This is a genomic window from Thalassospira sp. CH_XMU1420-2 (assembly GCF_037029325.1).
In the GTDB taxonomy this organism is placed as follows: Bacteria; Pseudomonadota; Alphaproteobacteria; order Rhodospirillales; family Thalassospiraceae; genus Thalassospira; species Thalassospira povalilytica.
On the sequence record NZ_JAYMEG010000001.1, the window covers coordinates 958222 to 973988 of the forward strand.

At 52.9% G+C, this 15767-nt stretch carries 13 protein-coding genes; 10 read left to right on the forward strand and 3 right to left on the reverse strand.

What is annotated here, in order from left to right:
* The first annotated feature begins 180 nt into the window (after positions 1–180).
* Positions 181–1104, forward strand: coding sequence for a GntR family transcriptional regulator (locus WA429_RS04275; RefSeq protein ID WP_287466706.1), 924 nt, complete (start codon positions 181–183; stop codon positions 1102–1104).
* Positions 1105–1447: 343 nt separating this feature from the next.
* On the opposite strand, the gene WA429_RS04280 is transcribed toward WA429_RS04275, so the two are convergent.
* The 3 genes from WA429_RS04280 to WA429_RS04290 form a co-directional block, all read right to left on the reverse strand.
* Positions 1448–2641 carry an NnrS family protein gene (locus tag WA429_RS04280; protein ID WP_287466707.1) on the reverse strand — a complete coding sequence of 398 codons (1194 nt, stop codon included), beginning with the start codon at positions 2639–2641 and terminating at the stop codon, positions 1448–1450.
* Between the two features lie 123 nt (positions 2642–2764).
* Positions 2765–3070, reverse strand: a complete 306-nt coding sequence (locus WA429_RS04285) for a carboxymuconolactone decarboxylase family protein (protein WP_206926897.1) — start codon at positions 3068–3070, stop codon at positions 2765–2767.
* 11 nt (positions 3071–3081) lie between these two features.
* The gene (locus tag WA429_RS04290; protein ID WP_206926898.1) at positions 3082–3780 is read right to left on the reverse strand and encodes a helix-turn-helix domain-containing protein; all 699 of its coding nucleotides are present in this window, start codon (positions 3778–3780) and stop codon (positions 3082–3084) included.
* 257 nt (positions 3781–4037) lie between these two features.
* Here WA429_RS04290 and WA429_RS04295 point away from each other — a divergent pair, with 257 nt between their 5' ends.
* From WA429_RS04295 to WA429_RS04335, 9 genes are all read left to right on the forward strand, one after another.
* Positions 4038–5399 carry an MFS transporter gene (locus WA429_RS04295; RefSeq protein ID WP_101245613.1) on the forward strand — a complete coding sequence of 454 codons (1362 nt, stop codon included), beginning with the start codon at positions 4038–4040 and terminating at the stop codon, positions 5397–5399.
* 61 nt (positions 5400–5460) lie between these two features.
* The gene (locus WA429_RS04300; RefSeq protein WP_228196235.1) at positions 5461–6855 is read left to right on the forward strand and encodes a NarK family nitrate/nitrite MFS transporter; all 1395 of its coding nucleotides are present in this window, start codon (positions 5461–5463) and stop codon (positions 6853–6855) included.
* A gap of 67 nt (positions 6856–6922) precedes the next feature.
* Positions 6923–10663: a nitrate reductase subunit alpha gene (locus tag WA429_RS04305; protein ID WP_101245614.1), complete on the forward strand. Its 3741-nt coding sequence runs from the start codon at positions 6923–6925 to the stop codon at positions 10661–10663.
* Positions 10660–12183, forward strand: coding sequence for a nitrate reductase subunit beta (gene narH, locus WA429_RS04310; protein ID WP_287466747.1), 1524 nt, complete (start codon positions 10660–10662; stop codon positions 12181–12183). The genes WA429_RS04305 and narH overlap by 4 nt, the downstream gene beginning before the upstream one ends.
* A complete protein-coding gene (narJ, locus tag WA429_RS04315; RefSeq protein ID WP_044827783.1) occupies positions 12183–12887 on the forward strand; it encodes a nitrate reductase molybdenum cofactor assembly chaperone in 705 nt (234 codons plus the stop codon). The genes narH and narJ overlap by 1 nt, the downstream gene beginning before the upstream one ends.
* Before the next feature lie 11 nt (positions 12888–12898).
* Positions 12899–13594, forward strand: a complete 696-nt coding sequence (narI, locus tag WA429_RS04320; protein WP_101245615.1) for a respiratory nitrate reductase subunit gamma — start codon at positions 12899–12901, stop codon at positions 13592–13594.
* Between the two features lie 57 nt (positions 13595–13651).
* Positions 13652–14470 carry a peptidylprolyl isomerase gene (locus tag WA429_RS04325; protein WP_101245616.1) on the forward strand — a complete coding sequence of 273 codons (819 nt, stop codon included), beginning with the start codon at positions 13652–13654 and terminating at the stop codon, positions 14468–14470.
* Positions 14471–14514: 44 nt separating this feature from the next.
* A complete protein-coding gene (locus tag WA429_RS04330; protein ID WP_287466746.1) occupies positions 14515–15138 on the forward strand; it encodes a carbonic anhydrase in 624 nt (207 codons plus the stop codon).
* A 46-nt stretch (positions 15139–15184) separates the two neighbouring features.
* Complete coding sequence (locus WA429_RS04335; protein WP_101245618.1) at positions 15185–15703, forward strand: DUF2478 domain-containing protein; 519 nt, start codon at positions 15185–15187, stop codon at positions 15701–15703.
* Positions 15704–15767 lie beyond the last annotated feature (64 nt).

Here is a 15767-nt window from a genome sequence, read left to right on the forward strand (position 1 = left end):
AGATTGGTCTTTTAGATTTAAAAATGCAATACAAAAAATCAGAGGTGTGTTTTGTGATGTTCCTGAATGGGCATTCGTGCTAAGTAAAACTTGCTGATCGTGGATCGGCTAAATGCTTGCGCTGGAGTGAAAGTCGTGCTTTTTCGACGTTAAATATCCAATGATGGAGCACTTCCCGAAATGAGATCGAATGATCTGTCCCGAAAAATTGCCGTCCGGCTGATGCAGGATGTTTCTGCAGGGAATTTTGTGTCGGGCGATCACGTCGGAGCGCAATTGATCGCCGATCGTTATGGAGTCTCCCGGACTCCGGTGCGCAATGCGCTCGATATTCTGGCTGATCGCGGCGTTCTGATTCGTGAGCAAAATCGCGGATTTTTCGTTGCCCGGAATATTCCGGAGGAAGCTCTTTCACAGGCCAGGTCCGAGAAGGATGACCTTTCGCGCGATTATCATCAGCTTGCGGATGACTGGCTTGCGGATCGTATTCCCGATGAAATGACCGAACAGGCACTGCGTGAACGTTATGATCTGACAAAGGCACGTCTTGCCGAAGTCCTTGCCCGTGCCCTTCGCGAAGGCTGGGTCGAGCGTAAGGAAGGTCACGGTTGGCGTTTTCTGCCTGTCGCCAAAACTCCCGAGGCATTTGATCAGATTTACCGTTTCCGAATTGCGATCGAGCCGATTGCGATGCTTGAACCGAACTTCAAGCTGGATCGCGCGGTGCTGGCCGAACTCCGCAAAACCCAGGAATGGCTTTACAAACTGGACCCGGAAGAAACGCCAAATGAAACGGTTTTGGGGCACGGCACCCAGTTTCACGAGGCCCTTGTGCGGATGTCGGGAAATCCGTTCTTTGTCATGTCACTCGAACGTGTCAACCGGATGCGCCGCTTGATGGAGTACCGGGCACAGGTCGATAAATCGCGTTTGATCAATGAATCGGGCGAGCATCTTGAAATTCTGGACCTTCTGGAAACCGGACAGGTCGTAGATGCATCCTATCGTCTTCGCCAACATCTGATGGATGCCCAGCGACGCAAATCACCAAAGGCCTGGAGCTGGTCGAATGATCAGACAAAAGTGCGTTCGGAAAGGTCTTAGCCAGGCTAGGTTTGCGCAGATCCAGGAATTGTCATCTTTTCTGTCAATTCCGCAGCTTTTTGTCAGCTTATGTGTCAATCCATGTCAACTTATCTGGCAATCGGAAATTCTAAGTAGCTGATTTTGCTGTATGTTGAATGTCAGCTTTTGTGGCACGTGACACCAAAATTTATGCCGCCTCAAGCCGACGCATATATGCGTCGGTACCGCAAATGGTTTGTCATAATTCGGGGGTATGGAGCACAAAACCCCGATTTCTTTGATAGCCACTCCGACTGCGAAGCAAGATATTTATGCTTCGCTTGACGTGTAGTTAACTGGCCAAGCTTTTAGCTTCCGTCTGTCATGTTCTTTTTTTGAGCAATAGTGGTCCATACAGAAGTGCGAAACCAGTGAAACTCGCAACCCACAAAGCGGCAGAAATTCCGTAAAGAGACATCGAAAATGTGGGCAGAAAACCAGCTGTAACCCGCGTTAGCGTCGCTAAAATGATGCAGGCATACAAAGAAGTTGTGCCTGCGCCGCCTACCAGATCGCTACCAGTATGCCCCAACGTGGCTCGCGTCATTACCGCAATTGTCATCACACCGATCGCACCCCCCATCCAGAGATGCTGTGCCGAGGCCCTATCCATCAGTGAGGGCATGAGGGTTGCGACTGCAAGTGCAACAGCCCCCAAGGGGACAAACGCGTATCCAGCGTGCAGAATCCATACAAGTGGCTCTTTCCCTGTTTGATGTCCTTGCCAGCGTGATAGGCGCACAAAATGAAGGCTGCCTGCGAGAGCAAGTGCCAGGGCAGTAAAGTCCTCGAAAGGGAAAACGACCCAAAGCATTACCGCAACAAACAACATGACCAGACAGGCCATATCAAATTTTCCAACCAGTGCAGGAAGTGAAGTTACTTTTTGTTTGGCGAGCCAGTTTCGGGTGAAAGATGGAACGATGCGTCCACCAATCAATGCCACCAGCATGATGCTCGCAGCCAGACCCAGACGCAAACCTACGCCTTGTGCCGCGTATTCTCCCTGCAAGATTTCCCAATGAAAAACTGCATTGCCGAGGACCAAAGTCCCAAGCAGCCCGAGGACGATAAAATTGCGTTTGCTTTTTCCTGCGATGACTTCTCGTGCAATCATCAAGGCAAAGACGATCAAAAATGACAAATCGATGGAAACAACAATGCCAGCAGGAAAATGTGCTGCGAGCAAAATTACAATACGCCCTGCCATCCAAAGCAACACAAGCATTCCCAAACGTCGATTGCGAATAGGAAGCCGTCCTGTCCAGTTGGGAACAGCAGTTAGCATGAAACCTGCAATGACGGCGCCAAGATATCCGAAGAGGAACTCATGTGCGTGCCAGGAGACGATATCAAACGTCAGAGGTAACGCGATGACATTCATGAGCAAAAGTACCCAGATGATCATCGCAGCGGCCGCCCAAATCGAACTGAGCAAAAAGAACGGTCGAAAGCCGTGGCTGAGGAAGCCTGTATTCCCTTGCTGCGGTTCCTGAATCCTGATTTTGGTTGCCATTTCTGCACCTTAATGTTTCTAGGCAAATTGGCGTTTCCAGACAAAAGCCGCCTGACGCCGAGACGCAACACAAAAAGTTGGTTGCGTGAGCCTGTTCAATTCCTAAGGTGCTCAAGGAACCTGTTAGATGTCTTCGATCCAGGTTTTGGCAGCAACTGCACGTGGCAAACCGGCTGGTCCAATCGACAGCATCGCGACTTGCAACAAGTCATCAAGCCCGATGCCTTCTGCCTTCGCACGCCGGGTATGGGAATGCACAGCGCCCTCTGAACCAAGACCAATTGCCAACGCAAGTTTTACAAGACGACGTTCACGGTCTGTCAGTGGGCCTGCTTCTGCTGTCGCCTTACCAAGATCAGCATAAGCCTTCCAAATATCCGGATACTGTTCCGCCAATGTTCCTGCAGCACCGGGCATAGATTTAACCATAACTTCGCTCCTTACGTTTGATTGTCGTCAATAAGAGTTGTCGGTTTGGCGAACTTTTCGAGCTCGGTAATATCACTTAACTCAACGTTCTCCCCGCTCACGGTCACCCCGTATGCTTGCAAGGCTTTGAAAGCACGGCTCAGGTTTTCAGGTGTCATTCCCAAAACAGAGGCAAGCTGACGCTTTTCGAGGTCCAAAGCAAAGTGTTGAGCGCCATTGTGGTCTTTGGAGCGACTGAGCAGGTAGTTTGCAAGTCGTTCAAGTGCTGTGCGCAGTTTCAAGTTTTTTGTGGTCTTGATTACTGAGCGATAGCAAGCGGCCAGTTCAACCACCACTGCACGTGCAAAACCCGCATCCAGATCGAAAATTTCGCGGACATCTTGACTGGGTATCATCACGATACGGCTTTTTTCCATGGTTCGGGCTGACATCAAGTAGCGTGCATCACGGATTGTCGCCGCCAGAATGAAGGTCGACACAGGTTTGACAATTGAGACACTGGTTTCTCGGTTATTCCAACTGGAGAAAAGGTCAACTGAACCCAAAACGAGTACATGCAGAAAGTCGGCCTCTTCGCCTTCTGTGATCAAGTCAACATGCGGCGGAAAAGTTTGCAGATAGGCGCCACGCATCAGCTTGGCGTAACTCTCGTCGCTCATATCTGCGAAGAGATCAAGGCTACGTACCTCCGGGAAGGTCGAATCGAGCATTTGTTCCTCACTTCTAACCCTGTTCAGGAACATATCGACCAGTCACTTGATATTTATCAAGCGTCTATTTGCTCCTGATCTCTCTCTGGCTTGAGCTTTAGCAAATCGTTGCGCGAAATACTTGGCGAGCCTGTTTATTTCACCGAAGGGTTCCATGTTTTCTGATTTAGATCAACCCTGATTGCCCTCGTCTCATTCGATGATCAGCACCGCAGCAAGCGCTGCAATGTGCAGACAGATGTTCGAGGGGATCGACCATGCATACGTTAAAAGGGGTTTCACGAACTGATCAATATCGTGCCCTAGGTCTTAGCACCTTTGCCTTTACGATATGCTTCGCGGTATGGACAATTTTTTCCATCATCGGGGTGAAGATCAAACAGGAACTGGGGCTGAGTGACACCCAGTTCGGTTTGCTGGTCGCAACACCAGTTCTGACCGGCTCAGTCAGCCGTATCTTCCTCGGCGTATGGACAGAGCAATTTGGCGGTCGAGTCATGTTTCCGCTGCAGATGCTGATCACAGCCGTCTGCGTCTGGCTCCTGACGTCTGTTCACAGTTATGAAATTTTTCTTGTCGCCGCCCTGGGGCTTGGTCTTGCGGGTGGGTCCTTTATCGTTGGTGTCGCCTATACGTCACGCTGGTTTGAAAAGGAACGTCAAGGTACTGCTCTGGGTATTTTTGGCGCTGGTAACGTTGGCGCGGCTGTAACGAACTTTGCCGCCCCATTTCTGGTGGTTGCTCTTGGTTGGGAAGGAACGGCCCGTGTATATGCCGTTGTCCTTGTCATCACTGCCGTTTTGTTCTTCCTGTTTGCAAAAACCGACCCAGTGCAGCAAGCGCGCAAGGAATCCGGTGAAGGCCCGGTATCAGCCAGCTCGCAGCTTGAGCCGCTTAAGAACATTCAGGTCTGGCGTTTTGCAACCTATTACTTCTTCGTTTTTGGAGCCTTTGTCGCACTCGCAAGCTTTTTGCCACGTTACTATGTCGGCGCCTATGGGCTGGAACTAACGACGGCGGGTGTCTTTGCCGGACTTTATTCGCTGCCTGGCTCGGTCTTTAGAGCACTGGGTGGCTGGATGTCGGACAAATGGGGGGCACGTGCGGTCATGTATATGACCTTCATCGTCTCCCTGGTCGTCCTGTTCATCATGAGTTACCCGCAGACGACCTATCTGGTTTCGGGAATCAACGGCCCCATCGAGTTTAATTTCGGTGTTTCGGTTGGCATGTTTGTCGCCCTGACAGTCGTTCTCGGCTTCGTCATGAGCCTCGGCAAAGCCGCCGTCTACAAACACATCCCGGTTTACTACCCACATCACGTCGGATCGGTTGGCGGTCTGGTTGGCATGATCGGTGGCCTCGGCGGTTTCTTCCTGCCAATCGCCTTCGGCGTGCTTCTTGATCTGACCAATGTCTGGACCGCGCCATTCATGCTGCTGTTCGTTCTGGTCGCAGTGTCCACGATCTGGATGCATGTCGTGATCCGCCGCATGGAACGTTCGCGTCATCCGGCACTGGCCGACGAAAAATACCTTTCGGATGTGCCCGAGAAACCACTGGAAAAGCCGGAAACTGAAGCCGGCAAGACGTCGGGCGTTACCAAACCTGCTCAGTAATGCAAACCGGCAGAGCGCAGGTTGCGCTCTGCCTCTCCACCAGTTTCATCGGGAGGTTCCCTTGGAAGTCACGCATGCAAACAATGGCCAAAAAGGCGCTGTCCTGACCGATTGGCGACCCGAAGACACAGAGTTCTGGTCAAGCAAGGGCAGTGCAATTGCCACCCGCAATCTCTGGATCTCCATTCCGTGCCTTTTGCTGGCATTTTCGGTCTGGATGGTTTGGTCAGTTGTTGTCGCCAAGCTGCCGGTCATCGGCTTTACCTACACCACCGGTGAACTGTTCTGGCTGGCCGCACTTCCGGGCCTGTCTGGGGCAACGCTTCGCATTTTCTATAGTTTTATGGTTCCAATCTTTGGCGGCCGCATCTGGACAACGCTCAGCACGGCATCCCTGTTGCTGCCAGCACTTGGTATCGGCTTTGCCGTACAGGACCCCAACACGTCCTACAGCTGGTTCCTTATTCTCGCACTGTTGTGCGGGTTCGGGGGCGGGAACTTTGCCTCCTCGATGGCAAACATCGCCTATTTCTATCCGAAAAGGGCAAAGGGTAACGCCCTGGCCCTGAATGCGGGACTTGGCAATCTTGGTGTTTCGGTCATGCAGTTTGTGGTCCCGCTTGTGATCACGGCCGGTGTGTTCGGCGCCTTTGGTGGAGCAGCCCAAAGCGTTGCAGGTGGCGGCGAAATCTTCCTGCAGAATGCCGGTTTCATCTGGGTGCCGTTCATCGTGGTTTCGACCATTGCGGCATGGTTTGGCATGAACAGCATCGCTGATGCCAAAGCCAGCTTCAAAAAGCAGTCGATCATTTTTAGCCGCAAACATAACTGGATCATGTGCATCCTCTATACCGGCACATTTGGCAGTTTTATCGGCTATTCCGCTGGGTTCCCGCTGCTGATGAAAACCCAGTTCCCGGAAGTTGATGCCTTGCAATATGCATTTCTCGGCCCGCTGGTTGGCGCGCTGAGCCGTGCTGGCACAGGATGGATTTCTGACAAGCTTGGTGGCGGACGGGTAACGTTCTGGACCTTTATCGGCATGATTGTTGCGGTTGTCAGCGTCCTTCAATTCCTGCCGCTTGGCGGAACCAGCGGTCATTTCTGGGGCTTCTTTGCCTGCTTTATGGCGCTGTTTTTCCTGACCGGTGTCGGCAATGCGTCAACCTTCCAGATGATTCCATCGATCATGCGTCAGGAAATCCCGCGCCTGATGCCCGATGCTGATCAGGCAGCCCAGCTTAAACAGTCGGAACTCGAAAGCTCCGCCATCATCGCCTTTACCAGTGCGATTGCTGCCTATGGCGCGTTCTTCATTCCAAAAGCCTATGGCACCTCCATCGCACTGACTGGCGGTCCCGCAGGCGCGCTTTGGTGCTTTGCAGGCTTCTATGCGGTCTGTGTTGCCATCACCTGGTTCTATTACAGCCGCAAGAACGCACCGGTTTCGTGCTGATTAACCGAAATTCTCCCTGCCCAACCTAACCGGTTAGGCAGGGCCCGCAGCCTTCAGGAGAAACGCCATGAGTCACCTGTTAGACAGACTTAACTTTTTCCAGAACAAGGAACTGGAAAGGTTTTCAAACAATCACGGTCAGGTCACCCGCGAGAACCGCGACTGGGAAGATACCTATCGCAACCGCTGGCGCCACGACAAAATCGTTCGCTCGACACACGGTGTAAACTGTACCGGATCGTGCAGCTGGAAAATCTATGTTAAGTCCGGGATCGTCACCTGGGAAACCCAGCAAACCGATTACCCGCGTACTCGTGCAGGACTGCCAAACCATGAACCGCGCGGCTGTGCCCGAGGGGCAAGCTATAGCTGGTATCTGTATTCTGCCAACCGTGTCAAAAACCCGCTGATCCGTGGCAAGCTTTTGAAGCTGTGGCGCCGGATGCGTTCGACAATGAACCCGGTTCAGGCATGGACAGCCATTCAAAATGACCCTGTCTTGCGTGCAAGCTATGTTGCGAGCCGCGGCAAAGGCGGGTTTGTCCGAGCAACCTGGGATGAGGCAACCGAACTGGTTGCAGCCGCCAACGCCTTTACCGCGAAAACATATGGCCCTGACCGTGTGTTTGGTTTCTCGCCCATTCCGGCAATGTCCATGATCAGCTATGCGGCCGGTTCACGCTATCTCAGCCTTCTGGGTGGCGTGTGCATGTCATTTTATGACTGGTATTGCGATTTGCCGCCGGCATCGCCGATGACGTGGGGCGAGCAGACCGACGTTCCGGAATCGGCTGACTGGTATAATGCCGGATATCTGATCCTTTGGGGATCGAACGTGCCGCAAACCAGAACACCGGATGCCCATTTCTATACCGAGGCCCGGTATCGCGGAACCAAATCGGCCGTTATTTGCCCGGATTATTCCGAAGCAGCAAAATTTGGCGATGTCTGGTTGAACGTCAAGCAGGGTACGGATGCTGCATTGGCATTGGCTTTTGGTCATGTGATCCTGCGCGAATTCCATCTCGACCGTCAGACCGATTATTTCGAAGAGTATTGCCGCAAATATTCGGACTTCCCGATGTTGGTTAAACTCGACGAAAAAAACGGTTCGCTAATACCCGGCCGCTTCCTGCGTGCCGCAGACCTTAGCGACAAGATCGGCGAAGAAAATAATCCGGAATGGAAAACCATCGCAATCGACGAAAAGTCGGGTGGCTTGGTCGCGCCGAATGGCTCGATTGGATATCGCTGGGGTGAAGCTGGTGAATGGAACCTCGAAGAGCGCGCTGCCGGGGCGGATACCTCTCTGAAAATGTCGCTGATCCTTGAAGAAGATCATGACGAGATTACCGGTGTCGATTTCCCCTATTTCGGTGGTGATGCCTCGGAACATTTTGCAACTGACGCTCAGCATCCCAATGTCCTGACCCGCAACATTCCGGTCAAACGCGTCCAGACTGCCGATGGCGAGGTCATGGTTGCGACCGTATTTGACCTGTTCTGTGCCAATTACGGCCTTGATCGAGGACTGGGTGGTGACTGGGTCACCAATGACTATGCTGACGGTATGCCAGGCACCCCGGCCTGGGCCGAAAAAATTACCGGTGTTTCGGCCGACAAGATCATTCATGTCGCCCGTGAGTTTGCCCAGAATGCCGAAAAGACCAAAGGCAAATCAATGGTCATCATCGGTGCGGCGATGAACCACTGGTACCACATGGACATGAATTATCGTGGTGTCATCAACATGCTGGTGATGTGCGGGTGTGTCGGCCAATCGGGTGGCGGTTGGGCCCACTATGTCGGACAGGAAAAACTCCGTCCGCAAACCGGTTGGCAACCGCTGGCGTTTGCTCTTGATTGGGGACGTCCGCCTCGGCACATGAATTCCACCAGTGCTTGGTATGCCCATACCGATCAGTGGCGTTATGAGACCCTTACGGCCAATGAAATCCTGTCTCCGACCGCACCGGAAGGCGATTGGGATGTTTCAATGATCGATTACAATATCCGTGCAGAACGGATGGGGTGGTTGCCATCGGCACCGCAGCTAAAAACCAATCCTCTGGATGTTGCCAAGGAGGCTAAAAAAGCCGGCAAGGAAATCCCCGCCTATGTTGCCGAGCAATTGAAAGCCGGTGATCTGGAAATGTCCTGCGAAGATCCCGATGATCCCAAAAACTGGCCGCGCAACCTGTTCGTCTGGCGGTCCAACCTGTTGGGTTCTTCGGGCAAGGGTCACGAGTACTTCCTGAAGCACCTGCTTGGCACCGATCACGGTGTTATGGGCAAGGATCTTGGTGAAGAAGGTCGGCAACTGCCGAAGGAAGCCAAATGGCATGAAGAAGCTCCGCGCGGAAAGCTTGACCTTCTGGTCTGTATTGATTTCCGTATGAGCACGACCGCGGTCTATTCCGATGTCGTTCTGCCAACTGCAAGTTGGTACGAGAAGAACGACCTAAATACATCGGACATGCACCCGTTCATCCACCCGCTTCAGGCTGCTGTTAACCCGGCTTATGAAAGCAAGTCGGATTGGGAAATCTTCAAGGCCATTGCCAAGAAGTTCCAGGAAATCGTACCGGGTTACCTTGGTAAGGAAACCGACATCGTCGCTCTACCGATCCTGCATGATACCCCGGGTGAAGTCGCCCAGGATCAGGTCAAGGATTGGAAGAAAGGCGAATGCGAACTTATTCCCGGCAAGACCGCACCGAACTATATCGCCGTTGAACGCGATTACACCGCAATCCACGACCGCTTTACTGCACTTGGTCCGTTGCTCGACAAGTTGGGCAATGGTGGCAAGGGCATCAACTGGAAAACCGAGGTAGAGGTGCAACATCTTCGCGATCTGAACGGCATGTGGCAGGAAGGGGCTGCCAAAGGCTGTGCGAAGATTGATACGGATATCGATGCCACGGAAGTGGTTCTGATGCTGGCACCGGAAACCAACGGAGAGGTGGCGGTCAAGGCATGGGATGCGCTTGGCAAGGTTACCGGACGGGATCACACCCATCTTGCCCTGCCCAAGGAAGATGAAAAAATCCGCTTCCGCGATATTGCCGCCCAGCCGCGCAAGATCATTTCTTCGCCAACGTGGTCGGGGCTTGAGTCAGAACATGTCTGTTACAATGCGGGTTACACCAACGTTCACGAGTTGATCCCGTGGCGAACCCTGACGGGGCGTCAGCAGCTTTATCAGGATCACCTCTGGATGCGGGCCTTCGGGGAAGGGTTTGTTTCCTATCGTCCGCCGGTCGACCTTAAGACGGTGACAGAGGAAATCAACGATGAAGCCCGCGATGGTGTACCGCATGTGGTGCTGAATTTCATCACACCGCATCAGAAATGGGGCATCCATTCGACCTATACCGACAACCTGCTGATGCTGACGCTCAACCGTGGTGGTCCGGTCATCTGGATCAGCGAAAACGACGCACAGCGCGCGGGGATCGTCGATAACGACTGGGTGGAGCTTTACAACACCAACGGTGCCTTGACCGCACGTGCGGTCGTTTCCCAGCGCATCAAGGATGGTACGACCTTCATGTACCATGCCCAGGAAAAAATCGTGAATACGCCCGGTTCGGAAAAAACCGGCAAACGTGGCGGCATTCATAACTCTGTCACCCGCACGACCCTTAAACCTACGCACATGATTGGGGGCTATGCCCAGCAATCATATGGTTTCAACTACTACGGAACCGTCGGTGCTAACCGTGATGAGTTCGTCATTGTCCGCAAAATGCAGAAGGTCGACTGGCTCGACGAAGAAGCAAACGACAAGGAGATCGGGAAATGAGAGTCCGCGCACAAATCGGCATGGTGCTGAACCTCGACAAATGCATCGGTTGTCATACCTGTTCGGTCACCTGCAAAAATGTCTGGACGAGCCGCGATGGCGTTGAATACGCTTGGTTCAACAACGTCGAAACCAAACCGGGCACTGGCTATCCGACCGATTGGGAAAACCAGAACCGCTGGAATGGTGGTTGGGAACGCACCAAGTCGGGAAAGCTTCAGCCCAAACAGGGATCGAAATGGCGGATTTTGGCAAACATTTTTGCCAACCCGGATCTGCCGGAAATCGACGACTATTACGAGCCATTCGATTTCGATTATGACCACCTGAAATCCGCCCCGGAAATGAAAGCCTTTCCGACCGCACGTCCGCGTTCGCGCATCTCCGGCGAACGGATGGAAAAAATCGAAAAGGGTCCGAATTGGGAAGAAATTCTGGGCGGGGAATTTTCGAAGCGCTCGGAAGATTATAACTTCGAGGGCATCCAGAAAGACATCTACGGTGAATACGAAAATACATTCATGATGTATTTGCCGCGCCTGTGCGAACACTGCCTGAACCCAGCATGTGCAGCTAGTTGTCCTTCCGGTGCAATCTATAAGCGCGAAGAAGACGGTATTGTCCTGATTGATCAGGAAAAATGCCGTGGTTGGCGCATGTGCGTTTCGGGCTGTCCGTACAAGAAGGTTTATTATAACTGGTCAACGGGAAAGTCGGAAAAATGCACGCTTTGCTATCCGCGTATTGAATCGGGAAACCCGACCGTCTGTTCGGAAACCTGTGTCGGGCGCATCCGCTATATTGGTGTGATGCTTTACGATGCAGACAAGATCGAAGCAGCGGCCAATGCTGAAGAAACCACCGATCTTTATGACGCCCAGCTTGGCGTGTTCCTTGATCCCAAAGATCCGGAAGTCATTGCCGCTGCGCGTGCTGATGGTGTTCCCGAAGATTGGATCAAGGCGGCACAGGAAAGCCCGATCTGGAAAATGGCCATGGAGTGGAAGGTTGCCTTCCCGCTACATCCGGAATACCGCACGCTTCCGATGGTGTGGTACATCCCGCCGCTTTCCCCAATTCAGAATGCAGCGGAAGCAGGTGCGATCGGTATGGACGGTGCGATGCCTGATGTACGCAATCTCCGCATTCCGTTGAAGTATCTCGCCAATATGCTGACGGCTGGCGACGAAGAGCCGGTGGCACATGCGCTTGAGCGGATGTTGGCAATGCGTGCCTATATGCGTTCAAAAACCGTCGAAGGTGTCATCGACGAGACCGTGGCAAAACGCGTCGGTCTGGATGGTGCAACCATCGAAGATATGTACAAAATCATGGCGCTGGCCGACTACGAAGACCGGTTCGTCATTCCAACGACACATCGCGAGCAGGTCGAAGAAGCCTATGATCTGCGTGGCGGTGAAGGGTTCACCAACTGCAATGGCTGTTCTTCGGGGATCAGTCAGGGTTCCCTGTTTGGAGGCAGCAAGAAGCCTCTGAAAATGCCACAGGAGGTACGTTGATGGACCGCACGATCAAATCACTCTCGCTTCTGTTGAGCTACCCGACGGAGGAACTGCAAGGTGCCATGCCTGAAATCGGCGCTGTGCTGGCATCCGAAACGCGGCTGACAGCTGCGACCCGTCGCGATTTACGCCCGCTGGTCGAAGAGCTATCGAGCGACGACATTTACGATCTGCAAGAACGCTTTGTCATGCTGTTCGATCGGTCACGGACCCTTTCGCTCAATCTGTTTGAACATGTTCACGGCGAAAGCCGTGATCGTGGCGGGGCCATGGTTAGCCTGCTTGAAACATATCGGGCTGGCGGCTTTGAACCGGCAACAACGGAATTACCCGATCATTTGCCTGTGTTACTGGAATTCCTTGCAACCCAGCCCCCGGCAGATGCGAAGGAGGTCCTTGCGGATGCGGCTCATATTTTCGATGCCGTTCGCGCCCGTCTTGAGCATCGCGAAAGCCCCTATCAGGCAGTCTTTGCCGCTTTAACGCAGTTGGCAGACGTAACAGTCAGTGCAACTGCTGTTGCCGAACTGCTTGAACAGCCTGAAGACGATCCCGATGACCTCGAAGCACTTGATGAGGTCTGGGAGGAAAGCGAGGTCACGTTCGGACCGGACCCGAATGCCGGTTGCCCGCAGGTGCGTGACATTCTGTCGCGTATTGATCAACCCGCTGGACCGGTACCGCCGGAAGCAGCAGAGTAAAGGAGGCCCAAATGCATAACTTCCTTTTCGGGATCTATCCCTATATCGCGCTATCGGTCCTGATTATCGGCTCTATCGCCCGATATGAACGCGATCCGTTCACTTGGAAAACATCCTCAAGTCAGCTTCTGCGTCGCAGACAATTGATGATGGGCTCGGTTTTGTTCCATGTCGGTGTTCTGGTGATCTTCTTTGGCCATCTGATTGGCCTATTGACGCCGATCTGGATTTTTGACGCCTTGGGCATCAGTCATGGGGCCAAGCAGACACTGGCCGTTGTTGCCGGCGGTATTGCCGGTGTCATGGCGCTCATTGGTGGTCTGATGCTGTTCCATCGTCGGATGACCGACCCGCGTATCCGCAAAACGTCAAGCTTTGCCGATATCGGCATTCTTGCGCTGTTGCTGGCACAGCTTGTTCTTGGGATTGGTACCATCTTTGTGTCGCTCGAACATCTCGACGGGCATGAAATGACCAAGTTCATGTCTTGGGCACAGGGAATTTTCACTTTCCAGTCTGATGCCGCCAGCCACATTGCCGATGTGGCCTGGATTTTCAAACTGCATCTGGTTCTGGGACTGACGATATTCCTTGTGTTCCCGTTCACGCGCCTTGTGCACATGCTTTCAGTTCCAGTGCGGTACTTCATGCGTCCGGGCTATCAGATTGTCCGTTCACGCCGGACCAAACCTTTGTCACACCGATAATGGACGCTCGGCGCATTCATGCGCCGACTTCCTTCTGCACACAAAGGACAAAGCGCTATGAATATACAAATGTTTCCTGACCTCGTCATCAATGGCGAAACCATCCCGCAGACAGCCGTTGCTGCGGAACTGCAAAACCACACGGCGTCAAAGGACAATTTTGCTGACGCCTTGCGCAACGCGGCCAACGCATTGGTCATCCGAACCTTGTTGCTTCAAGAAGCGCGCAGAAACGGCATTGAAGCTGAACCGCAGGAAGTCTCGCCAAACCGGTTCGAAACCGGCGAAGAGGCGATGATCCGCGCATTGCTTGAAGCAGAAATCGAAATCACCCGCCCGAGTGAGGAAGAGATTCGCACAGAATGGCAGAAGGACCCCGAACGGTTTCGTACCATGCCCCTGTGGGAAGTTTCCCATATTCTTTGCAAATGCGATCCGAATGACGCCGTGGAGAGAGAACTGGCCCTCAGACGGGCAAACGATATCCTCAGTGACCTTCGTAAAGACGGTAATACATTCGAAAAGATCGCACGCACGCAAAGCGACTGTGGGTCTCGGTCTGCGGGCGGGTCGCTTGGTCAGTTGCGCCCCGGCGATACGGTGCCAGAATTTGAAGCCTCTCTTCGCCAGCTTTCTGAGGGTGAAGTTGCGTCAGAGCCTGTGCTGAGCAGATATGGCTATCATGTCCTCCGGCTGGATGCATTGGCAGAGGGGCAGCCACTGCCGTTTGAGGCCGTGAAACCAAAAATCTCCGAAGCAATGGAAAAAGCCCAGTGGGCTCGTAAAGCAAAGCTGTTTGTCGATGGACTTATTGCGTCGGCCTCGATTACCGGCACGGATCTTGGGCAAGCCGCCAACAATACGAAGCCAAACTAGGTACGCATTTTGTGCGTAGTACCTCCAACCGGTTTGAGGTTTCCATGCTTGAAAACCTATTGGAACGCAACAAGGTCTGGTCGCGTTCTCGCCAAAAAGAAGAACCTGGATACTTTTCCAGACTGGCAAGTCATCAGGCCCCTGAGTTCTTCTGGATCGGTTGTTCAGACAGCCGCGTTCCTGCGAACGTAGTCGCCGGACTCGATCCCGGGGAAGTCTTTGTTCACCGCAATGTCGCCAATGTGGTGCATTCATCGGATTTGAATCTGCTGTCTGCTCTTGAGTTTGCGGTCGAGAGCCTGAAGGTCCGTGAGATTATTGTCTGTGGTCACTACGGCTGTGGCGGGGTGAAAGCCGCAACCGAAGACTATCCCCATGGTCTTGCCGATCACTGGCTTGAACCCATCCGACGCCAAGCACGTTTTCATGCCCGCGAACTAGCGCAGCACGGTGATATCGAGGTGCGGCGCGACAGGTTGGCAGAGCTCAATGTTATCGAAGGTGTTGGTCGGGTTGCAGAAACTCCGATTATGCGTCGCGCTTGGCGGGCCGGTGCGGACATCAAGATTCACGGTCTGATCTATAGCCTGAAAGACGGTCTTCTACGTGATCTCGATTGCACGATCCGAGCATCTGACGTTCAGACATCTGATGAAGTCACGTTCTGACGCAGAACGAAGCATTGCTATCAGCGGAATATAAAGGAACACTAAGATGAAAATCGCTTACACAATGGCTCCTGGCAGGGGAGATACCGATTTGCTTCTTTCGCGCGTGACGCAGCGTATTACAGAAATGGGGTGGCGCGTTTGTGGAACCGTGCAAATCAATTCCGAGCGCGAGACTGATGGGCCATGCGATATGGATGTTAAGGTGCTGCCGGATGGTCCGATCATTCGCATTTCCCAGACATTGGGGGAACATTCCCGCGGATGTCGACTGGATACCAGTGCGCTTGAAGATGCTGTTGGTCATGTGACCCAAGAAATTAGTAAAGGTGCGGATGTTCTGGTCATTAACAAATTTGGTAAACACGAGGCTGAAGGGCATGGCTTTCGTGATGTCATTGCTGATGCGCTAGTGAATAACATCCCGGTTCTGGTGGGGCTTAACCAGTTAAACCTTGACGCCTTTAAGGCGTTTGCCGGTGGGCTTGAGGTCGTTTTGAACCCAGAAGAGAATGAGTTGTTCGAATGGTTGGAAGACAACTGTTCTTGCAGCGCTTTGGTATAGCGATAGTCGATTTATAGATGCCCAAACCAATGTGCTAAATACGTTCGGGAAGCTGCGGTTTTCT